Raw genomic sequence first — 20,438 nt, forward strand, 5'->3', positions numbered from 1 at the left:
GGGGAATGCTGTTCGATGCTTGGTAGTCGTATTTACCGGGATGCTGCTATCAGCTTGCGCAGATACCTCTCGCCAAAGCCCTAAAGACCGTCATTTCCGCGCAGGCGGGAATCCAAGCCCTGCCGGCGACTCGAAGGTGCCTTCGAGTCCCGCCGAGCGCCGCCTTGCCGCGCGAATGACGGCGCACAGTGTGCCTGCCGCTGTTCCGTACAACGCCGCGACAACCTACGCCAAGCTGGTGAAGGCCTATCCCTTCATTCAGATCGCCGACACCCGCGTCAACGCCGAGATCGTCATCATCAGCGGCATGGGCTATGTGCGGCGTGGCGCGCACCTGTTGCAGCTGGACCTGTTCCTGCCCGCGCAAGCGACGCGCGACACAGGACCGGTGCCCGCCGTGGTGCTGGTCCACGGCGGCGGCTGGCGTTCCGGCGAGCGCGGCAACATGGCGCCGCTGGCGGCACGCCTGGCCGCGCGCGGCATCGCCGCCGCCGTGATCGATTACCGCCTGGCCGACGAAGCGCGCTACCCGGCCGCCATCCACGACGTCAAGGCCGCCCTGCGCTGGATGCGTGCCAACAGCGCGGCCCACGGCATAGCCCCGCAACGCATCGCGGTGGCCGGCGGTTCGGCCGGCGGGCAGATCGCCAGTCTCGTGGGCGTCACCAACGGCATCGACAAGTTCGATCCCGATGGCGCCGCCAGCGCCGTGTCGAGCGCCGCGCAGGCGGTCATCAACATCGACGGCCTGTCCGATTTCACCTCGCCGGCCGCGCGCGCGAACGAAGACGACCCGACGAAAAAACCATCGGCGGCCGGTTTCTGGTTCGGCGGTACATACGCCGACGCGGCCGCGCTGTGGCGCGAAGCCTCGCCCACCTTTTACGTCAACCGTGACACGCCGCCGATGCTGTTCATCGGCAGCGGCCAGGCGCGCTTTTCGGTCGGACGCGACGAGATGGTCGGGAAGATGCACGCCGCCGGCACCGCCGCCAGGGTGGCGGTGCTGCCCGACTCCCCGCACTCCTTCTGGCTGTTCGACCCGTGGATCATGCTTACGGCCGACGCCATGGCCGCCTTCATGCACACCGAGCTTCCCATCCCAACAATAACGAGAAAAGCACCATGACGACAACGCACCTCCTGCGCCGGACCGCACTGCGGGTCCTGCCGCTGATCCTTCCGCTGGCGCTGGCCGCCTGCCAGAGCACGCCCGGCACCCCGCAAGCGCCGTGGACGGCGGACCTGGGCAACGGCCAGTACCAGAACCCGATCCTGCACGCCGACTATTCCGACCCCGATGCGATCCGGGTCGGCGCCAGCTATTACATGACCGCGTCGAGCTTCAGCAACACGCCCGGCCTGCCGCTGCTGCAATCGACCGACATGGTCAACTGGGAACTGGTCGGCCACGCGCTGCCCAGGCTGGTGCCGGAGAAGGTATTCGCCACGCCGCAGCCGGGCAAGGGCGTGTGGGCGCCGTGCCTGCGTTTTCATGACGGCAAATTCTGGATTTTCTATCCCGATCCGGACTTCGGTATCTACGTCATCACCGCCACCAACTTCCAGGGACCGTGGAGCGCGCCGCACCTGCTGGCCGGCGGGAAGGGCTTGATCGACCCGGCCCCGCTGTGGGACGACGACGGCAAGGCTTACCTGCTGCACGGCTGGGCCAAGAGCCGGGCCGGTTTCAACAACGTGCTGACCTTGCGCGGCATGGCCCCGGACGGACGCAGCCTGCTCGATGCCGGCGGCCAGATCGTCATCGACGGCAACAAGCTGCCGAATTACAAGACCTTGGAAGGGCCGAAGTTCTACAAGAAGGATGGCTATTATTATGTGTTCGCGCCGGCCGGCGGGGTCGAGGAAGGCTGGCAGTCGGTGTTCCGTTCGCGCAAGGTCGACGGTCCGTACGAAGACAGGATCGTCATGGCGCAGGGGAAATCGGGCACCAACGGCCCGCATCAGGGCGCGTGGGTGACGGCGCAGGATGGCAGCGACTGGTTCTTCCACTTCCAGGACAGGCGCGCCTACGGCCGCGTGGTGCACCTGCAGCCGCTGCGCTGGAAGGATGGCTGGCCGCTGATCGGCGAGGAAGTCGACACCAGCGGCGTGGGCCAGCCGTTCGCGCGCCATGCCAAGCCGCTGGTGGCGGGCCCGGTGCGGGTACCGCCCACGGGCGACGAGTTTTCAGGCGCGGCCCTGGGGCTGCAATGGCAGTGGAGCGCGAATGGCAAGCCGGCGTGGTATTCGCTGGCGGCCCGGCCCGGCCAGCTGCGCCTGCAAGCGCAGCCGGGCAGCAATCTGCGCGAGATGGCATCGGTGCTGACGCAGAAGCTGCCGGCGCCGGCGTTTACGGTCGACACGCGCATCGAGCTGTCGGCCGCGCGGGAGGGCGAGCGCGCCGGGCTGGTGCTGCTGGGGATGAAATATGCGTGGCTGGGGCTGCGCCGCGCCGCAAGCGGCACGCAACTGGTGCTGGGCGTGTGCGAAGGCGACGAACACCGGTGTACCGAACAGGACCAGCTGGTGGTGCCGGTGGACACGAGCGCGGCCTACCTGCGCATGACTGTGGCGGACGGCGTGGCAAGGTTCTCGTACAGCCTCGACAACAGCAAGTTCATCGATGCCGGCCAGCCATTCACGGCCAGCATGGGACGCTGGGTTGGCGCGCAGATGGGCCTGTTCAGCGCGGGCGGCACCGAGGGCCACGCCGATGTCGATTATTTCCGGGTCAGTCAATAGCCGGCAGCGTCGCTCCCGGGCATCCCCTCGTCGTCGCTGGCATTGCCGGAAGCGACGGAGCTGGGGAATTTCCCATTAAAACGCCGGGTCGTTGGCCGCCATGCGCGAACGGCGCCAGCGCCACACGTTGAAGGCGGTCAGCGCGGCGGGCACGGCGGTGACGACCAGCCAGGCGCTGGCATCCATGCCGCGCGTGACGACCACGCCGGCGCCGAGGGCGAAGGCGATCGCGCCGCGCAGCAGGATCCAGTTGAGCTGGGCTTTTGAATTGAGTTTTTGCATGGCTTGATTTCTGGGCAATAGGGGCGCCGCGGGCGGGCGATGGCCGCGCGGCTGAAACAGGCCGCTAGCGTATCACGAACGCCGCTCAGGGCGCTTCCTGCCCCGGTTGCGGGGCCCATCCACGGCCGCCGTCGAAGCCGGAAAACACCGCCGCCCGGCTCGCCAGGCGCGCCGCTTCCTGCGCGCTGAGGAGGTAGCCGCCCGCGCGTTGCGACAGGTCGAGCGGTTTGCCGTCCAGGTCGGTGCTGCCGAACTCGCGCCAGCCGCTGGCTGCTGTCGCGCCGGCCGGGTGGGGCGCCGGCTCGCGCTGCACGCCCTGGCCGGCCCAGCCGGCCGGAGCGATGTGCTCGCCCATCTTGCAGTTGATGTAAGCCACGTTATCCCAGGTGGCCGCCGTGCCCGGGCTGCGCGCCAGGTAAGTGGCGCCGGGCGGGACCTTGTTGGCCAGCGGACCCGGGCCGGGGCCGTGGGTCAGCGCGCTGTTGAGGAACACGAAGCCGGGATCGAGCGCGCCCACCGTGCGCGCCTGCACCACATAGCCGCCGCTGGATGGATTGGCGCTGTCGCCGACCGAGCGCAGCTCGCTTTCCTCGAACAGGGCGGCGCGGTTTGCGCCCCAGATGAAGTCGACGTTGCCTTCGATCAGGGTGCGGTAAAACCAGGCATAGCCTTTTACCTGGATCGTATCCTGTTCGCTGAAAAAACTGGCGTTGCGCGCGATCAGGCGGCCGCTATCGTTATTGAAAAAGACGGTCTCCGCCTGCCCGGCGATCTTGTCGGAGCGCAGGGTGGTGTTCTTGAGGGTGAGCGTGTCGAGCGTGAGCAAGTCCGACGTTTCGGCCATCAGCAGCGCGCGCCCGCCGGTGAACGAGGGCGACTGCGGGCTTTGGCTTGCGCCCGAGCCGGGATTGACGCCATCGTTGTTGCCGTTGTGGATAAGCACGCCGTCGCGGCTTTCGCCCTTGATGGTCAGGTTGTCCTTGCCGCGGATGAACAGCATCTCGTCGTAGCGGCCGTTCCTGACGGCGACCGTGACCGGCGTGGCTTGGCCGATGTGCTGCATTGCGTGGTCGAGGGCGCCCTGCACGGTGCGGAAATCGGCCGGGCCATCGTCGTCCACGCTCAGCGTCGGGCCGGACGGGGCGGTGGCGCGGGTGCGGAAGGTCCAGCCGGCGGCCTTGCCGATGCCGGCGAACGGGACGCCGTTGATGCTGGCATCGGCGAACAGGCCCGGTTCGACGATCACATAGTAGGCGCTGCCGTAGGCAAGGCGGTGGGCGTGCGGGCGGATGGTGGCGCTGTTGCCGTCGATGCCGATCGGGGTGCGGCGGGTGTAGCGCTGCTGGTCCTGGCCGGGGTAGCCGATTGGCGCGACTTCCTCGCCGGGGCGGATGATGTCGACTAGCTTGCCGTCCGCCTGGCGGTAGATGCGCACCGAGCCGGTGCTGCCGGGGCGGGGCGGCTGGTCGAAGCGCAGGCGCAGCAGGGTGTCGGGCGGGACTGCATCGGCGCGCGCGGGTGGCGAGAGGGCGCCGGCCAGGTCGATCCTGGTTGCGGCGGGCGGCGCGAAGGCGGGCGCGATGCTGGCGTCGATGATGCTTTGCACGCTGGGGTCGGCCACGCTGGCGAGTACGAGGCTGGCGCTGCCGGTTTTTTTTGGCGTGACCACGATGGCGTTGCCGCGTACCGTGGCGCTGGCCACGGCCGGGTTGCTGGAGCGGACCGTGAAGCGTGCCGGCGTGAGGCCGTCGCCGGCAAAGGCGCTGATGGGCAAGGTCGAAGGCGGATCACCGGCCTGCGCCTTGAAGCTGCTGGCGCCGACGGCGGGGGCGATGCGCATCGGTTTATTGGCGGGGTCGCCCACGCGGATGTCGTCGAGCTCGAAGCCTTTGCCGCTGCTGTAGATGCCGACCGCGCCGGGGATGGCCGAACCGGGCACGGTGGCGGTGCTGAGTTTTTCGCCGTTGAGGTAGACGCTGAGCGCTTCGCCCATCATCTCGAAGCGGACGGTGAGGAAGCGGCCCTCGCTGGCGATGGCGCGCCTGAGCTGTTTCAGGCGGCCGAGTTTGCCGTCGTGCTGGCGCACGATATCGGCCTGGACGGTCGGGCTAGTGTCGCTCATCTGCAGGCCGGCGCCGAACCAGTTGTCGGCGTCGACATGACGGCCGAGCAGATACAGCTGGCCGGGTGGGCCGGGCAAGGCGCGGATGCGGGCCTCGATGAAATAGTCGGCGGCGGGTGGCACGTGCTGCAACAGCGTGCGCACGGCGGCCGGTCCCTGGTCGAGACGAAGCGCCTTGGGGCCCGATGTCAGCCAACCGGGGTCTGACCTCTGATTCGAAACATTGCTAATCAGAGGTCGTGTCAGCCAACCGGGGTCTGACCTCTGATTTGAAACATTGCTAATCAGAGGTCGGACCCCGGTTGTAGGAGGTTTTACCTGTTTTTCAGCCAAAGCGCCGGCGGGCAGCAGCAGGGCGAGGAGCAAAGGGGAGGTCAGGCGCATGGACATGGCTCAGGGTTCAGGGGGAAGGCGGAACGCACGGTAGTTTCCCAACCGGGGTCAGACCTCCGATGCGAAACATTTCTAATTGGAGGTCTGACCCCGGTTGTAGGAGTTGGCTCAGGGCTCGGGGGCGAAGGCGGGACGCAGGGCGGGAACCTGGCGGCGCAGCTCGTCCGCGACCATGCCGGAAAACAGGGACGCACCCTTGGCACCGACATGGGTGCGGTCGAAGCTGATTTTCGGCGTGCCTTGCGGTTCGACCGCGGCGCCGGGAATCGCTGCCGCCGCTGCCGTCGTCGCATTCGGCCCCGGCGGCGCTTGCGCAAGGGTGTCGGCTTCGGCCGATCCCATCGCTTGCACGGCGTCGGCGCTGATCCTGTTCAGGTCGATCAGGACGGCGCCGCTTTCGCGCGCCACGCGCCGTACTTCCGATGCCCACGGGCCCAGGTCGTCGCGCAGATACGCGCCCTTGAAGCTGCGCCGGGTCAGCGGCGTGACCAGCACCGGCACGCCGCCCAGCGCGCGCGCTTCGCTGACGTAGCGCGCCATGTTGTGCGGGAACTCGGTGACGAGGTCGGTCGAGCGCCCGGGCTTGCCCGGCTGGTCGTTGTGGCCGAACTGGATCAGCACGTAGCTGGCGCTGTAGGCCGCGCCGTCGCGCAGCAGCGCTTGCACGTCATCCCAGCGCCCCTCGGCGCGGAAGCTGCCCGAGCTGCGTCCGCCGCGCGCGAGGTTGATGCAGGCGACTTCCGCGCGCAGGCGCTGGCACAGGGCGTCGCCGTAGCCGGACCGGGTCGCCATGGTCGAGTCGCCGACGAGGATGATGCGCGCCGGCCGGGCTGCGTCGCCATCCGCATAGGCGGGCAAACTGGCCGCCATGGCCAGGCAAGCGCTTGCTATCAAAGCAGGAAATGGCTTCATCATCAGAAGGTGTAGTTGACGCGTACGTTGTAGGCGCGGCCGATCGGCTTGGCGATGTTTTGCGCGAATACCACGCGCGAGCTGAGACGCTGGTTCGACAGCGGCGGGTCGACGTCGAGCAGGTTGTTCACGCCCAGGGTGAACTTGAGCTGCTTGCTCCACGCGTAGTTGGCCGTCAGGTTGTACAGGATGTACGGCGCGATCTCGTTATAAAACGGCTGGCCCGGCTTCTGGCTCGGCAGGGCGTTGGTGTCGATGTAGCTCGACGTGGTGGATTGGGTCAGCTGGGTGCCGAAGCTGTCTTTGCTCCACGACAGGCGCAGGTTGTGCTTCCATTTGAAGATGTAGGTGTTGGCCGAGGTGGCGCCGGTCGAGAGCGCGCCGGGCTGGCCGACGCTGTCGATCCACTCGCCGCCTTGTTCGTTCTGGCCTTCGTATTTGTTGACGTAGCTGCCGTCGAAGGACAGGCCGAAGCGCCCCATGCCGGCGGTCGGCAGGGTGTAGTTCAGGCTGGTGTCGATGCCGCGCGTGCGCAGGCCGCCCATGTTCAGGCGCGTCTTGGTGATGTAGGCCAGGGTGCCGTCGGCATTGCGTACGAATAGCTTGTTGTATTTGTTGACGTCGCCGAAGATTGTGTCTTCGGAAATCTGCGCGATCGTGCCTTTCATGTCGACGTTCCAGAAGTCGAGCGAGGCGACCAGGTGCTTGACCGGTTCGATCACGATGCCGGCGGTGAAGGTCTTCGATTTTTCCGGTGCGAGGTCGGGATTGGCGCCGGTCAGTACCGTCAGGGTGCTGCCGCAGACCTTGGCCGAATCCAGGTTCAGGCCCGCGTATTTGGGGTCGGTGGTGAGGGTGCCGGTGCCGCTGATGCCTGGTGTGGCGCTCGGGCACAGCACCGGATCGTCCCACTTGGAGGTGGATGGCACGCGCGTTTGCGGGGTGCCGTACAGCTCGGGCAGGGTGGGGGCGCGAAAACCCGTGCTGGCGGTGGCGCGCAGCATCAGGGCCTTGGATGGCTCGTAGCGCACGCTGGCCTTGGGGTTGAAGGTGGTGCCGAAGTCGCTGAAGCGGTCGGCGCGCACGGCCAGGTTCACGTTGAGCTGTTTGGTGAAGGGGGCGTCGAGTTCCAGATAGGTGCCGAGCACGGTGCGCGCGCCGTGCGGGTAGCGGTTGGGGGTGCCGGACACTTTGTAGACCACCGCATCGCCGATGTCGCCGGAGGCGTCGCGGTAGGTTTCGCGGTGCAGGTCGGCGCCGAGCGCCAGGGCCAGGGTGCCGCCGGCCAGCGGCATCAGTTCGCGGTTCAGGGTCAGGTCGGGGCCGTAGTAGTGGACTTCGGCGCGGCGGTTGACCAGGCCGTCGGCGGAGATGCTGTCCAGATAGGCTTGGCCGGCCCGGTCCTGCGGGCCGAACGGGTTGAGCACGCCGTCGGCCACGCCTTTGTACAGTTCCGGCGTGCGCACGTAGCCGCTCAGGAAGCTGACCGTGCGCTTGCTGTAGGCGTAGTTGAAGCCCGCCTTGTAGTCCCAGCCCTTGAACTGGCCTTCTTCGGTGAGCACCAGGCGGTGGCTGTTCTGGCGGTCGTCGGTGATGGCCGGGCCGAGTTCATCCAGGCTCCAGGTCAGGGCCAGGTCGGCGCCGTTCAGGCCAGCCACGGCGGGCACGCCGCCGGTGCCGCCCGGATACCATGGGCTCTTCTTGGTGATCATCAGGGGCTTGCGCAGGCCGGGATTGAGCTTGTCGTAGTCGGTCTGGGCGCCGAAGGGCTGGGGCGGATTCAAGGCGTCGATGTAGGATTCGGAACTGAGCAGTTCGACCGTCAGCATGTTGCCGTCGCCGTGGCGCAGGCTGCCCTTGGTCAGCAAGGTGGTTTGCTTGTTGTCGGCCAGCAGTTGCGGGTACAGGTTCGGGTCGAGTACGCAGGTTTTGCTGCCGGCGCCGCCCGGCTTGGTCGAGGGCACGCTGTACTGGCCCGGGTAGGGGGCGATGCAGCCGGCGCCAAAGTAGGGGTTGCCGGTGACAGTGGTCGGCTTGCCGTTGGCGTAGACGGTGTAGTTGGCCGGCGCGGACGAGGAGCCGGAGGTGTTGCTGGTAAAAGCAGTGCCGCCCAGGCGGGCGATGTCGTCCGGATCGCTGATGTTGGGACGGTCGCGCTGCATCAGGGCGCTGCGTTTCTGGGTGTCGAAGGCGGCGTAGACGTTCCAGCCATCCTTGGCCAGGTCGCCGCTGCCGGTGGTCAGGCTCAAGCGCCGCTGGCCGCCGCCGCCGCTGCGCTCGGGCGCCACGAGGCTGGCGCTGACGGTGGTGTCGGCGATCGAACGCTTGGTGATGAAGTTGACCACGCCGGCGATGGCGTCGGTGCCGTAGATGGCCGAGGCGCCGTCGCGCAGCACTTCGACCCGTTCGATGGCGCTCATCGGGATGACGTCGACGTTGATCGAGCTGTCGCCGATGGCTTCGTTGGCCAGGCGGCGGCCGTTGAGCAGGACCAGGGTGCGGTTGGTGTTCAGGCCGCGCAGATTGATCATGGTGCCGCCGCCACCGCCGCCCACCGGTTCGTTGGTGGCGCCGGCGGTGAGCGAGGTGGCCACTTCGGACATCGTGGTCAGGCCGCGGCTGACCAGTTCCTCGGCCTTGATGGTGGTCAGGGGCAGGGCGTTTTCGCTGGCCAGGCGCTTGATCGAGGAGCCGGTGACTTCCACCCGCGCCATGGCGAGGTCGGCTTGCTGGGCCGCGGCCTGCTTGGTGAGGGTCAGGACCGCGATGGCGATGGCGGAAAGCAGCAGGGTCGGTTGCGGGAACCGGGATGGTGTGGGCACGGAGAGTCTCCTGATTGATTATTTTTATGGTTGGACCAATTCTAATTTGGCCTGACCAATTAATCAAGGTGGACTTGCCAATCGCGGGGACTGGCGGCGTGCGGGGTATGGTTTGCGCCGGACTACGGCTTTGCGGACCAGTAATCACGCATCAGCTCGGTGGCCCATGCGGGCTGCCGGGTCGACTCGCGCGGCAGGAATTCGCGGATCACGGGTTTCATGTCCAGCACCGGGGTGCCGTCGATGGCATCGAGTTCGGCCACCGTCAATATCCTGCCCTCGACGGACAGGACGCGGCAGATGGTGCTGCCGATCCGGTTCGGCCGGTTCTTGCCGCGCTGGGCAAAAATGCCGACTTTGGGCCAGTCCGGGTTGTTGCGCGGGTGGCGCGCGTCGTAGGTGATCTTTTCCGGTGGCACCTGGTGGAACAGGAAAAGCACCTCGACATGGGAGAACGACACGAGTCCGGCCAGGGCGTCCGGCTGCAGGGTATCCACAAGAACGATGCGTGCCGCTTCGCCACCCCACTGGTCATCCTCGGGTGTGCTGCGCGCCGCCTCAACGAAGGCAACGGGTTCGACGATATAGGACATGCCGGACTCCTGGTTGGCGGTGGTCGGCGGGCGACGCCAGCGGCGGGGAGGGCCGCCGCGGCTTATCCGCGCGAAAAGGTGCGGGTCACGCGCTCCAGGTGCGCGCGCATGGCCTGGCGCGCGCCGGCGACATCGTGCGAGGCAATCGCCTCCAAAATCTTGCGGTGATCGGTCAGGGTGGTCACGCGCAATTCCTCGGTCTGGAAATGCTCCTTGAGCTTGTGCCACAGACTGCCGCGCTGGTTCCACAGATAATCGACCACGCCGACCAGCGCCGTGTTGCCCGTGGCGCGCGCGATCGCCAGATGGAAATTGCGGTCGGCCTGCTCGTTGCTGGCCCGGTCTTCGTGGTGGTGCTCCATTTCCAGCACCGCCGTCAGGATCGCATCGATGGCCGAATCGGTGGCCATCTTGGCCGCCAGCGCCGCCACTTCGGATTCGATCATGCGGCGCGCGGCCAGCACTTCGAACGGCCCCGGCCCGACTTCGGGCACATCGGCCTGCGCCGTGGCCTGTTCGCTCACGTACACGCCGGAGCCGCCGCGCACTTCCACAATGCCGCTCAGTTCGAGCACGATCAGCGCTTCGCGCAGCGAGGCCCGGCTCACGCTCAGCTTGGCGGCCAGGTCGCGCTCGGCCGGCAGGCGTTCGCCGGCCTGGATACTCTCGTCGCGGATGAGTTCTTGAATCCGGGTGGCCACCACACGGTACAGGCGCGGCTCAGCCGAGTTCGATTCTTGCGGCGCAGAGGGTTTCTTCATTGATTGCTGGATCCGGGGTAAGGCGTGAGGGAGGGTGTGTGCATGCTCGCCTGATTTTAGTTTGCTATGGCTAATGTTGCAAGGCTCTCTCCCATGTGTGCGCTACCAGTTCGATTCGCGCTCCGGGGTCGATGAAATGTGGTGGATCGATAAATCGGCACCCTGGAATTCCTGCTCGGGGTCGAGCCGCAAGCCCATGGTCTTTTTCAGCAGGCCGTACACGAGGACGCCGCCGGCCAGGGCGATGAGCACGCCGAGCGCGGTGCCCGCCAGTTGCGCGGCGAACGAGACGCCGCCGATGCCGCCCAGGCTTTTCAGGCCGAACACGCCGGCGGCGATGCCGCCCCAGGTGCCGCACAGGCCGTGCAGCGGCCACACGCCGAGCACGTCGTCGATCTTCCAGCGGTTCTGGGTGAGCGTAAACATGGCCACGAAAATGCCGCCGGCGATGACGCCGGTGGCGAGCGCGCCGAGCGGATGCATCAGGTCGGAGCCGGCGCACACGGCTACCAGGCCGGCCAGCGGGCCGTTGTAGGTGAAGCCCGGATCGTTCTTGCCGAGCACCAGCGCGGCCAGGGTGCCGCCGACCATGGCCATGAGCGAGTTGACGGCCACCAGGCCGTTCATCTTGTCGAGCGTTTGCGCGCTCATGACGTTAAAGCCGAACCAGCCCACCGCCAGGATCCAGGCGCCCAGCGCCAGGAACGGAATCGAGGAGGGCGGATGGGCGGCGATGGCGCCGTTTCGCCCGTAGCGCCCGCGGCGCGCGCCGAGCAGCAGCACGGCGGGCAAGGCGATCCAGCCGCCCACGGCGTGCACCACGACCGAGCCGGCGAAGTCGTGGAATTCGGCGCCGAAGGCGAGCTTGAGCGCGGCCTGGATGCCGAAGCGCTGGTTCCAGGCGATGCCCTCGAACAGCGGGTAGACCAAGCCGACCAGCAAGGCGGTGGCGATCAGCTGGGGGTGGAATTTGGCGCGCTCGGCAATGCCGCCCGAGATGATGGCGGGAATCGCGGCGGCAAAGGTGAGCAGGAAAAAAAATTTGACCAGCTCGAAGCCGTTGCGCGCCGCCAGCACGTCGGCGCTGGCGAAGAAATCGACGCCGTAGGAAATGCCGTAGCCGATGAAAAAATAGGCGATCGTGGAGACGGCGAAGTCGGCCAGGATCTTGACCAGGGCGTTGACTTGGTTTTTTTTCCTGACCGTTCCCAGTTCCAGGAAGGCGAAACCGGCGTGCATGGCCAGGATCATGATGGCGCCGAGCAAGATGAAAAGCGCGTCGGCGGCGTGGTTGCTTGCGTTCATTGGACGATTCCCGATAAAGGTGCATGAAAGTGTTGCTGCCCTTAAAGAAAGCAATAATCGTTCCATTTTGGTGCGATGGCCTAAGTATTTGATTTGATGGGAAAATGGTGCGCCAAGGGCGGCGGTGTCCGGGCCGCTGCACCATGGTGGCGCGTCCATATTGGTGCGCTTCAGGCGCCGCAATCGTGGCTGCGCAGCAAAAGGTCGAACTGGGGCGCGGAGAGCGGCCGCGAAAACAGATAGCCCTGGCCGAAGTCGCAGCCGGCGGCGGTCAGCAGGTCGCGCTGTTCCTGTGTTTCGACGCCTTCGGCAATGACTTTGATGCCGAGCTTGTGGCCCATGACGACGATGGCTTCGCACAAGGCCAGGTCGTCCGAGCCGGCCACCATCTTGAGGACGAAGGATTGGTCGATCTTGAGGTAATCGATGTGGAATTTTTTCAGGTAGGACAAGGAGGAATAACCGGTGCCGAAATCGTCGATCGACATCTGGATGCCGCTTTCTCGAAACGAGAGCAATTGTTCGCGGATGCTGTGGGTCGATTCCATGAGCATGCCCTCGGTGATTTCGACCACGATTTCGGTGCCGACATAGCGCCCCAGCACCGGATGGGCGCGCACGTGCGGCGGATGGCAGGCGTGGCTGGCGCCGGGCGAGTGGCGCCGGAACTGGGCCGGCGACATGTTGACGCTGATCTGGAAGTCGGGATCGATGCTGCCGCGCCAGCGCATGGCCTGGTGGAAGGCTTGCTGGAATACCCAGTCGCCGATGCCGACGATTAAGCCCGATTCCTCGGCCAGGGGGATGAATTCGGCCGGACTGACCGGGCCGCGCTGCGGATGCTGCCAGCGCAGCAGGGCTTCCGCCTTGCGGATGCGCCCGCTGGACAGTTCGACGATGGGCTGGTACAGCACGCGCAACTGGTCGAGCGCGAGCGCGGCGCGCAGGTCGTTCAGGGTGCGCATCTTTTTTTGCGCGGCGCGCTGCATCGATTGCATGAAGTAGCCGAACTGGTTGCGCCCGCGGTTCTTGGCCGCGTACATGGCCTGGTCGGCATTCTTGAGCAGGGTGTCGACGTCGGTGGCGTCGTGCGGGAACAGGGTGATGCCGATGCTGCCGGACAGATACACGGTTTCGGCCTTGATGGCGAACGGTTCGGCCAGGGCGGCCAGCATGGCGTGGGCGACCCGCTCGACGCTGTCGAGGTCGTCAAGCTCGCCGAGGATGACGGTGAATTCGTCGCCGCCCAGGCGCGCCACGGTGTCGGCCTGGCGGATGCAGGCCGACAGGCGCGCGGCCACCTCGCGCAGCAGCTTGTCGCCGGTATCGTGGCCGAGGGTATCGTTGACTTCCTTGAAGTGGTCGATGTCGATGAACATCAGCGCCAGCGGCAGTCCGGAGCGGCGCGATTTGCGCAATTCGTGTTCGAGGCGGTCATGGAACATGCTGCGGTTGGGCAAGCCGGTGAGGAAGTCGAAGTTGGCCTGGCGCCAGATGGTGTCTTCGGCCAGTTTCTGGTCGGTGATGCCGGAAAACATATTCACGCGGAACTTGACCTGGCCGCGCTCGCCGTAAATGGTGTCCACGCGCAGCCATTCGGCGCACTCGTCGCCGTTCTTGTGGCGCGCCCAGACCTTGCCTTGGGCATGGCCGGCTTTTTCCAGGCGCTGCAGCACGTCGCCGTTGTGGACCTGGCCCAGCACGCCGGACAGCAGCAGGCTGGCCGGCTGGCCGATCAATTCCTGTTCGGTGTAGCCGCTCAGGCGGACGAAAGCGGGATTGACGGCCACGATGCGGCCGCAGGGCTCGGTGATCATGATCGCTTCGCCGATCGCCTCGTACACCATGGCCGACAGGTTCAGGGCGCGCTCGGTCTTTTTCCATTCGCTGATGTCGGTGGAAATGCCGATGATGCCGACCAGCCGGCCCTGTTCGTCGCGGATCGGCGAGTCGGTCACGTGCATGGGGAAGGTGCGGCCGCTGCGGTGGCGCACCAGGAATTCGCCCGACCAGCTGCAGCCGGCCTGCAGCCGCGCCATGATTTGTGCGGCCCGGTCGGCGCAGTTCTCGGCCGGGACCAGCTCGATGATGTTGCGTCCCAGCGCTTCGGCGGCCGACCAGCCGTAGAGTTTTTCGGCGAAGGGGTTCCAGTACTGGATGATGCCGGCCACGTCGGTGGCGATGACGGCTTGTTCGACCGAGGCCAGCAGGCTGGCCTGGAACTGGATTTGCTGCTCGCAGATTTTGAGGTCGGTGATGTTGTCATGCACCAGCACCACGGCCGGGGCGCCGGCATGGTCGAGCGAAGCGATCTTGAGCGAGAACCAGCGCGGCTGGCCGGGAGAGTCGCAGGGATAGTCGAAGGTGGCGCTGCGGCGCCGCCCGGCCAGGATATCGCGTACCAGCAGGCCGACCTGGACGGCGTCGCCGCAGCCGGACGAGGCGGCGCGGTCGCACACGTCGAGGTAATTGACGCCTTCGCAGACCCGGGCCGGGTCGGCGCCGTTGGCGAGGGCGAAGTCGCGCCATGCCTTGTTGGCCGACAGAATCGTGCCGCGCTGGTCGATCAGCACGATATGCTCGAGCAAGGCGTCGATCGTGACCTCGGGGATGGAGTCGGGTAAGGCGGCTGGCATCGGCACACGGGCTCCCTGCGGCAGAGGGGGCGGAACTCGTTCTGCATCCGCCAATCGTGTTAGACAGCCGCACTGCAAGAAAGTGCCGGTCTGGTGCCAAATTATTTTTCCCCGGCGGCGCTGGCAAGCGCGGCGGCCGGGTGGCGCAGGCCCGCTCCCGGTCATTGCCGTAAGGCGGGCCGGGCCGGGCGCAAGGCGCGCCAGGCGAACGCCATCACGGCGCGCGCCCCGCTGTCAGGGCCTGGCAGCGGGGCAGGGGCTTATTTCTGGGCGCTCAGGCAAGTTTTCATGAAGGCTTTGCGTTCGTCGCCCTTTTTGCCGGTGGCTTCGACGTTGCAGGTCTTCATCTTGTTTTGCTGGGGCGTGGCGGCCGGGGGTGTTGGCTTGGCGCTCAGGCATCCCTTCATGAAGGCTTTGCGCTCGTCGCCTTTCTTGCCGCTGGCGTCGGCGTTGCAGGTCACCATCTTGTTCTGCTGGGCCGACTTGGGCGCCGGCGCGGCGGCGGGCGCGGCGAAGGCGGCACTGGTGAACGCCAGCAGGGCGCAGGTCATCAACATGTTTTTCATCGGGCTAGTCCTCGGTAGTTGGGTTGTTCTGGCGTGCAACGGAGTAAATATACGTCAGAAGGCGCCGGCACAAGCACTTTTTCTTGCGGCCGGCGCTTTTTGGCGCGCTTCCAACTGTCCATGATTTGAAGCGGTATAATTGGTTTTTCACGGTTCATAAGCGGTTCAAAAAGAAAGATGACGCCATGAATACACTTCCTGCCGACCACGATACGGTGCGCTCCGACGATACCGGCGCTTACCGCAGCGGCGTGGCCGCGCGTCTGGCGGGCTTGCCCGTCGAAACCTTGCGGGTGTGGGAGCGCCGTTACGGCGTGTCCGAGCCGCAACGCTCGGCGCGCGGGCAGCGTTTGTATTCGAGCGCCCAGGTGCGCCGGCTGAGCCTGATCAAGCAATTGGTCGACCAGGGCCATCCGATCGGCGCCATGGCCCGTCTGCCGCTCGACCAGCTCCAGCACCTGGCCGAGCCCTTGGCGGCCGACACCGGCGCCAGCGGTCCGATCCGGGTGGCGGTGGTGGGCACGGGTCTGGCGCGCCAGCTGGCGGCCGGTGGCCGCGAGCGGCTCGCGCTCGACGTGCGCGCGTCGTGCGCCCGCCTTGACGAGGCGGCCACGGCCTTGCGCGCGGTGGCCGCCGACGTGCTGCTGATCGAATTGTCCGAGCTCGACGATTCGGCCCTGCCGCGGGTGGCCGCCGCGCGCCTGGCGTGCGGCACGCCGGCGGTGGTGGTGCTGTACCGTTTTTGCGCCAGCGCCACGATCCGCCATCTGCGCGCCCTCGGCTGCCTGGTGGCGCGCGCGCCGTCCGATATGGCCGAGGTGGCATTGCTGTGCCAGGTGGCGTTTCCGGCGCGGCGCGCGGCGCCGGCCGCGCCGGCCAGCGTTGCGCCGCCGCGCTGCGGCGAAGCGCTGGCGCCGCGCCGGCTCGACGAGCAAGCCCTTGCGGCCCTGGCGGCGGCCAGCAATAGCGTGATGTGCGAGTGCCCGCGGCATTTGGCCGATATCCTGACGATGATCGGCAGTTTCGAGCGCTACAGCACGCAGTGCGGCGCGCGCAATCCCGGCGACGCCGCCTTGCACCACGATCTGGGCCAGGCGGCGGCGCAGGCGCGCACCCTGCTGGAAAACGCCTTGCTGCGGCTGGCGCGGACCGAGGGCTTGCCGCTGCCGGATGGGCTGGCGTAAGCCGGACCACTTTTTATTATCTTTCACAGGAACTGAGCATGTCGAACGGATTGACTACCGAATACCAAGCGAGCACCGTGACGGTGTCGGAGCGCATCCGCGAGCGCCTGGTCGCCAGCAAGACGCGCTTCCACGCCAACGATAATATCGCGCGTTTCATCGAGCCGGGCGAACTCGACGAGCTGCTCGATGAAGTCAGCGCCAAGCTGCAAGGCGTGCTCGAAAGCTTGGTGATCGATACCGTCAGCGACCACAATACCCAGGATACCGGGCGCCGCGTGGCCAAGATGTTCATCAACGAAGTGTTCGGCGGCCGTTATGTGCCGATGCCGCCGGTGACCGAATTTCCCAATGCATCGCATTTGAACGAGCTGATGATCATCGGCCCGATCACGGTGCGCAGCGCCTGTTCGCACCATCTGTGCCCGGTGATCGGCAAGGTCTGGATCGGCGTGATGCCGAACGAGCATTCGGCGCTGATCGGGCTGTCGAAATACGCGCGCATCGCCAACTGGATCATGAGCCGTCCGCAAATCCAGGAAGAAGCGGTGGTGCAGCTGGCCGACCTGTTGCAGGAAAAGATGCAGCCGGACGGCCTGGCCGTGGTCATGGAAGCAGACCATTTTTGCATGCAGTGGCGTGGCGTCAAGGATATGGATGCGAAAATGATCAATAGCGTCATGCACGGCTCGTTTTTGAAAGATCCGGCGCTGCGGCGCGAATTTTTGTCCCTGATTAAACGCTGATCCTTCGGAGAATCACACCATGCTCGTCCGTCTCCTGTACTCCAGCCGCGCTGTCGCTTCGCCGCAGCCCGATACGATCCATGACATCATGTGCCAGGCGCACGCGCACAATCCTGGCCATGGCATCACGGGCGTCCTGTGCCACAGCGAGCATGTCTACATGCAAGTGCTCGAAGGCGGGCGCGAGGCGGTCAACGCGCTGTACGCGAAAATCGTGCACGATCCGCGCCACACCGATGTGGTGCTGCTGCATTATGAAGAAATCAATGAGCGCCGCTATGCCGGCTGGACCATGGGCAAGGCGAACCTGGCGCGCATCAATCCATCGACCCTGCTGCGTTTTTCCGACTTGCCGGGGCTGAACCCGCATGCCATGTCCGGCAAGAATTCGCTGGCCTTGATCGACGAGCTGATGGCCAGCGCTTCGGTGGTCGGCCACCCGTAGGGAAGGGGCCGCACCGGGTGCGGCCGGGGCCGCCCGCGAGCCCCGTCGTCGACAGGGGCCGCTGGCATGGCGTGGGGAAAAGCTTACTCTTCGTCAGCCGACACGTCGCCGGTCTTGCGGTTGTATTTGAGCGTGATCTTGTTCAGCTCGCACAGATCGAAGTCGTCCCACTCGACTTCCGAACCATCGTCGTCGAAGGTGATGCTCAGGCTTTGCAGGCAGTGCGCCTTGCTTGCAAACTTGATCAGACGCGCTTTGTTGGGCGACAGAATCCCCTCGCCCAAACGGTCGTCGCCCCAGGTTTTGCTTTTGGCTGGCGCGATGTGGACCGAGCGGATTGGATAGCCGGTCTTGTTGACCAGCGTGAAGTCGGCATCACCGGCAATCGCGGCATTGGCAAGCAAGGCGCTTGCGATGACGAGCATCTTGATTTTCATGAGTTCTCTTTCGTTATAGTTGTTTTGACCGGCCGTCCCGCCCATGGGGCGGGTGCCGCGCCGGATCATACATGGATAGGCGCGTACGTACAACAGCGTGCCTTGCATGCCGATCGAGGAGGGGGACATGCCATCTAAGGGAACGCAGACACGCCGCCCCGACCCGATCCGGGCAGCCTGGCCAGCATGCGTCAGCGGCCTGGGTCGGTCGCCGGTGCTAGGCGACCTTGATCTGTACCCTGCGCGGCTGGGCGTGCGCCGTCTTGGGGATGCGGATCTTGAGCACGCCATTGGTCAGCTCCGCGCTCGCCTGCTCGCCGTCGAGCTCCCTGGACAGTGCGAAGCTGCGCTGGTCGTGCTGGTGCTTGACCTCGGCGTAGCGCGATTCCATCTCTGGCGGCACGTCGAGCGACACGGCGCCGTTGATGGTGAGGCTGTTCGTTTCGAGGCGCAGGTCGAGCTTGTCCCGGGAGACGCCGGGCATGTCGGCCAGCAAGGTGATGCCGTTGGCGTCTTCGATCACGTCCACCGGCGGTATCAGGACGCCGCTGCGGGCGAGGGCGGTGCCGCCGGTCTGGTCCGTGGAGCGGGATTGGGCCATCGCGCCGGCGCCCGCTTCCGCACTGCCCTGGGCGCTACCGTTGCCATCTTCCGTGGCCGCGCCGCCTTGACCGCTACGGGTTCCATCTGCCATCGCCGCACGGCTCTGGCCGCTGCCAGCGCTGGCAAAACTACCTGCCGCGCCGTCTGCGCCCGATCCGGTCATCGCTTCGCCGCCTGCCTCGCTGCCTGCGCCGCTACTGCCGCTGCTGCCAGTGCCGGCATTGCCGATGCCGCTCGCACTGCCGGCGATACCCGCGTCGGCCGGATTGCCAGCGTGGCGCGAAACCGCTGCGCGCCACGCGGCAGGGGGGACTTTACAGCAGCTTGAGCAGCGCTTCGGCGCCCGCTTCCGACGAGGCCGGATTCTGGCCCGTGACCAGCAAGCCGTCGGTCAGCACGTACGAAGCCCAGTCCGGACCTTTGGAATAGATGCCGCCATGTTCCTTGAGCATGTCTTCCACCAGGAACGGCACTACCTTGGTCAGGCCGACCGCTTCTTCCTCGGTGTTGGTGAAGCCGGTGACGCGCTTGCCGGCGACCAGCGGCTTGCCATCCGGACCCTTGACATGGCGCAGCACACCCGGTGCGTGGCAGACGGCGGCCACCGGCTTGCCGGCGGCGATCATGGTTTCGATCAGGCTGATCGAATGCTTGTCTTCGGCCAGGTCCCACAGGGGGCCGTGGCCGCCCGGATAGAACAAGGCGTCGAACTCGGCAGCCTTCATGTCCGCCAGCTTGAAGGTGGCGGCCAGGGCTGCCTGCGCCGCCGGGTCTTGCTTGAAGCGGCGCGTGGAGTCGGTCTGCGAATCGGGTTCGTCGCTCTTGGGGTCGAGCGGCGGCTGGGCGCCGGCCGGCGAGGCCAGCACGACATTGACGCCCTTATCTTTGAGCACGTAGTACGGTGCCGCGAATTCCTCGAGCCAGAAGCCGGTTTTGTGCCCGGTGTCGCCCAGTTTGTCGTGCGAGGTTAATACCATCAATACATTCATGTGGACTCCAGTGTTGGGAAAGAAGCAATCCTGGCAGTGTGGCACAAATGCCGGTGCGGCGTCGTCCAGCAGGCTTAGGCGGCTTGCAGTTCGTGGTACAGGGCCAGCATCTCCTGGCTCAGCTTGTGGCGCGGGTCGAGGTGGATCATGGGCAGGTTGCGGTCGTGCGATTCGCGGATGCGGATCGAACTCGAGAGCTTGTTGGCGAGCACCGGCAAGCCTTCCGCGCTCAGTTCGTCCACCAGGCGCTGCGGCAGCCGGGCGCGGGCCTGGAACTGGTTGACGATGATGCCTTCGATCGCGAGCGCGGGATTGTGGTCGGCCTTGATCTCGGCCACGTTGGCCACCAGGGTGTACAGCGCCTGGCGCGAAAAATCGTCGCAATCGAAGGGAATCAGGCAGCGGTCGGCCGCGATCAGGGCTGACTGGGTGAAAAAATTGTAGGCAGGCGGGGTGTCGACGACAATCTCGTCGAAGTCTTGCGCCAGTTCGGTCAGGGTGTCGCGCAGCTTGTAGATCTTGTGGCGCGATTCGAGCTTGGCTTGCAGGTCGCCCAGTTCCGGGTGCGACACCATGAGCGACAGGTTCTCGAACGGCGTGGGGTGCACGAAATCGCTGGCGGGCTTGGGAAAGACGATGAAGTTGAGCATCTGCTCGAAGTAGGCGCCCATGGTCGGCGTCACGTCGTTCATGGCCGCGCCGAGCAGGTAGCGGCTGGCGTTGCATTGTGGATCGATGTCGATCAGCAGGGTTTTCTTGCCCTGCTGCGCCGCGATGGCCGCCAGGTTGACCGCGATCGTCGACTTTCCGACGCCACCCTTCTGGTTGAAAATCACACGTTTCATTTGCCGGCCCGGGAGAGTGATTGATTTTTCAATACTAGCATGCTGCGATGCA

18 protein-coding genes are annotated in these 20,438 nt (G+C 66.0%); 5 read left to right on the forward strand and 13 right to left on the reverse strand.

Going from position 1 to position 20,438, the window contains the following annotated elements:
• Positions 1–190 precede the first annotated feature (190 nt).
• Both IV454_RS11925 and IV454_RS11930 read left to right on the forward strand, forming a co-directional pair.
• On the forward strand, positions 191–1,129 hold the full coding sequence (locus tag IV454_RS11925; protein ID WP_206091629.1) for an alpha/beta hydrolase: 939 nt from the start codon (positions 191–193) through the stop codon (positions 1,127–1,129).
• Positions 1,126–2,745, forward strand: a complete 1,620-nt coding sequence (locus IV454_RS11930) for a glycoside hydrolase family 43 protein (RefSeq protein ID WP_206091630.1) — start codon at positions 1,126–1,128, stop codon at positions 2,743–2,745. Before IV454_RS11925 ends, IV454_RS11930 begins: the two co-directional genes overlap by 4 nt.
• Before the next feature lie 75 nt (positions 2,746–2,820).
• On the opposite strand, the gene IV454_RS11935 is transcribed toward IV454_RS11930, so the two are convergent.
• The 9 genes from IV454_RS11935 to IV454_RS11975 all read right to left on the reverse strand — a co-directional run bounded on the left by IV454_RS11935 (position 2,821) and on the right by IV454_RS11975 (position 15,137).
• The gene (locus IV454_RS11935) at positions 2,821–3,027 is read right to left on the reverse strand and encodes a hypothetical protein (protein WP_054266088.1); all 207 of its coding nucleotides are present in this window, start codon (positions 3,025–3,027) and stop codon (positions 2,821–2,823) included.
• A gap of 85 nt (positions 3,028–3,112) precedes the next feature.
• The gene (locus IV454_RS11940) at positions 3,113–5,293 is read right to left on the reverse strand and encodes a pectinesterase family protein (RefSeq protein WP_206091631.1); all 2,181 of its coding nucleotides are present in this window, start codon (positions 5,291–5,293) and stop codon (positions 3,113–3,115) included.
• A gap of 357 nt (positions 5,294–5,650) precedes the next feature.
• A complete protein-coding gene (locus IV454_RS11945; RefSeq protein WP_229522200.1) occupies positions 5,651–6,412 on the reverse strand; it encodes a rhamnogalacturonan acetylesterase in 762 nt (253 codons plus the stop codon).
• A gap of 44 nt (positions 6,413–6,456) precedes the next feature.
• Complete coding sequence (locus IV454_RS11950) at positions 6,457–9,276, reverse strand: TonB-dependent receptor plug domain-containing protein (protein WP_206091632.1); 2,820 nt, start codon at positions 9,274–9,276, stop codon at positions 6,457–6,459.
• Positions 9,277–9,398: 122 nt separating this feature from the next.
• Positions 9,399–9,869: an SAM-dependent methyltransferase gene (locus IV454_RS11955; protein WP_206091633.1), complete on the reverse strand. Its 471-nt coding sequence runs from the start codon at positions 9,867–9,869 to the stop codon at positions 9,399–9,401.
• 62 nt (positions 9,870–9,931) lie between these two features.
• Positions 9,932–10,630: a FadR/GntR family transcriptional regulator gene (locus IV454_RS11960; protein ID WP_054266093.1), complete on the reverse strand. Its 699-nt coding sequence runs from the start codon at positions 10,628–10,630 to the stop codon at positions 9,932–9,934.
• Between the two features lie 102 nt (positions 10,631–10,732).
• Entirely contained in the window at positions 10,733–11,935 is a 1,203-nt protein-coding gene (locus tag IV454_RS11965) for an ammonium transporter (RefSeq protein WP_206091634.1), read from the reverse strand.
• Between the two features lie 170 nt (positions 11,936–12,105).
• Entirely contained in the window at positions 12,106–14,571 is a 2,466-nt protein-coding gene (locus IV454_RS11970; RefSeq protein ID WP_206091635.1) for an EAL domain-containing protein, read from the reverse strand.
• Positions 14,572–14,831: 260 nt separating this feature from the next.
• On the reverse strand, positions 14,832–15,137 hold the full coding sequence (locus IV454_RS11975; RefSeq protein WP_206091636.1) for a PsiF family protein: 306 nt from the start codon (positions 15,135–15,137) through the stop codon (positions 14,832–14,834).
• Positions 15,138–15,322: 185 nt separating this feature from the next.
• Between IV454_RS11975 and IV454_RS11980 the strand changes: the two genes are divergently transcribed.
• From IV454_RS11980 to IV454_RS11990, 3 genes are read left to right on the forward strand one after another with little or no spacing between them, the layout of a single operon-like run.
• Positions 15,323–16,321, forward strand: a complete 999-nt coding sequence (locus tag IV454_RS11980; protein WP_206091637.1) for a MerR family transcriptional regulator — start codon at positions 15,323–15,325, stop codon at positions 16,319–16,321.
• Between the two features lie 38 nt (positions 16,322–16,359).
• A complete protein-coding gene (folE, locus tag IV454_RS11985) occupies positions 16,360–17,067 on the forward strand; it encodes a GTP cyclohydrolase I (RefSeq protein WP_206091638.1) in 708 nt (235 codons plus the stop codon).
• A gap of 19 nt (positions 17,068–17,086) precedes the next feature.
• Positions 17,087–17,512 carry a BLUF domain-containing protein gene (locus IV454_RS11990; RefSeq protein WP_206091639.1) on the forward strand — a complete coding sequence of 142 codons (426 nt, stop codon included), beginning with the start codon at positions 17,087–17,089 and terminating at the stop codon, positions 17,510–17,512.
• Positions 17,513–17,595: 83 nt separating this feature from the next.
• Here the strand turns inward: IV454_RS11990 and IV454_RS11995 are convergent, their stop codons facing one another.
• The 4 genes from IV454_RS11995 to IV454_RS12010 form a co-directional block, all read right to left on the reverse strand.
• Positions 17,596–17,949: a hypothetical protein gene (locus IV454_RS11995; RefSeq protein WP_054268092.1), complete on the reverse strand. Its 354-nt coding sequence runs from the start codon at positions 17,947–17,949 to the stop codon at positions 17,596–17,598.
• 217 nt (positions 17,950–18,166) lie between these two features.
• Positions 18,167–18,643 carry an Hsp20/alpha crystallin family protein gene (locus IV454_RS12000; protein WP_229522201.1) on the reverse strand — a complete coding sequence of 159 codons (477 nt, stop codon included), beginning with the start codon at positions 18,641–18,643 and terminating at the stop codon, positions 18,167–18,169.
• Between the two features lie 223 nt (positions 18,644–18,866).
• Entirely contained in the window at positions 18,867–19,541 is a 675-nt protein-coding gene (locus IV454_RS12005) for a type 1 glutamine amidotransferase domain-containing protein (protein ID WP_206091640.1), read from the reverse strand.
• 74 nt (positions 19,542–19,615) lie between these two features.
• On the reverse strand, positions 19,616–20,386 hold the full coding sequence (locus tag IV454_RS12010; protein WP_206091641.1) for a ParA family protein: 771 nt from the start codon (positions 20,384–20,386) through the stop codon (positions 19,616–19,618).
• Between the last annotated feature and the right edge of the window lie 52 nt (positions 20,387–20,438).

Source organism: Massilia antarctica, from assembly GCF_015689335.1.
GTDB classification, from domain to species: Bacteria; Pseudomonadota; Gammaproteobacteria; order Burkholderiales; family Burkholderiaceae_D; genus Telluria_A; species Telluria_A antarctica.

Excerpts from the sequence above, each read along its gene's own strand:
- IV454_RS11980 (WP_206091637.1), top strand. The coding sequence starts at position 15,323 with ATGAATACACTTCCTGCCGACCACGATACGGTGCGCTCCGACGATACC.
- IV454_RS11955 (WP_206091633.1), bottom strand. The coding sequence starts at position 9,869 with ATGTCCTATATCGTCGAACCCGTTGCCTTCGTTGAGGCGGCGCGCAGC.
- IV454_RS11960 (WP_054266093.1), bottom strand. The coding sequence starts at position 10,630 with ATGAAGAAACCCTCTGCGCCGCAAGAATCGAACTCGGCTGAGCCGCGC.
- IV454_RS11970 (WP_206091635.1), bottom strand. The coding sequence starts at position 14,571 with ATGCCAGCCGCCTTACCCGACTCCATCCCCGAGGTCACGATCGACGCC.
- IV454_RS12005 (WP_206091640.1), bottom strand. The coding sequence starts at position 19,541 with ATGAATGTATTGATGGTATTAACCTCGCACGACAAACTGGGCGACACC.
- IV454_RS12000 (WP_229522201.1), bottom strand. The coding sequence starts at position 18,643 with ATGGCAGATGGAACCCGTAGCGGTCAAGGCGGCGCGGCCACGGAAGAT.
- IV454_RS11965 (WP_206091634.1), bottom strand. The coding sequence starts at position 11,935 with ATGAACGCAAGCAACCACGCCGCCGACGCGCTTTTCATCTTGCTCGGC.
- IV454_RS11995 (WP_054268092.1), bottom strand. The coding sequence starts at position 17,949 with ATGAAAATCAAGATGCTCGTCATCGCAAGCGCCTTGCTTGCCAATGCC.
- folE (WP_206091638.1), top strand. The coding sequence starts at position 16,360 with ATGTCGAACGGATTGACTACCGAATACCAAGCGAGCACCGTGACGGTG.
- IV454_RS11930 (WP_206091630.1), top strand. The coding sequence starts at position 1,126 with ATGACGACAACGCACCTCCTGCGCCGGACCGCACTGCGGGTCCTGCCG.
- IV454_RS11990 (WP_206091639.1), top strand. The coding sequence starts at position 17,087 with ATGCTCGTCCGTCTCCTGTACTCCAGCCGCGCTGTCGCTTCGCCGCAG.
- IV454_RS11975 (WP_206091636.1), bottom strand. The coding sequence starts at position 15,137 with ATGAAAAACATGTTGATGACCTGCGCCCTGCTGGCGTTCACCAGTGCC.
- IV454_RS11935 (WP_054266088.1), bottom strand. The coding sequence starts at position 3,027 with ATGCAAAAACTCAATTCAAAAGCCCAGCTCAACTGGATCCTGCTGCGC.
- IV454_RS12010 (WP_206091641.1), bottom strand. The coding sequence starts at position 20,386 with ATGAAACGTGTGATTTTCAACCAGAAGGGTGGCGTCGGAAAGTCGACG.
- IV454_RS11945 (WP_229522200.1), bottom strand. The coding sequence starts at position 6,412 with ATGGCGGCCAGTTTGCCCGCCTATGCGGATGGCGACGCAGCCCGGCCG.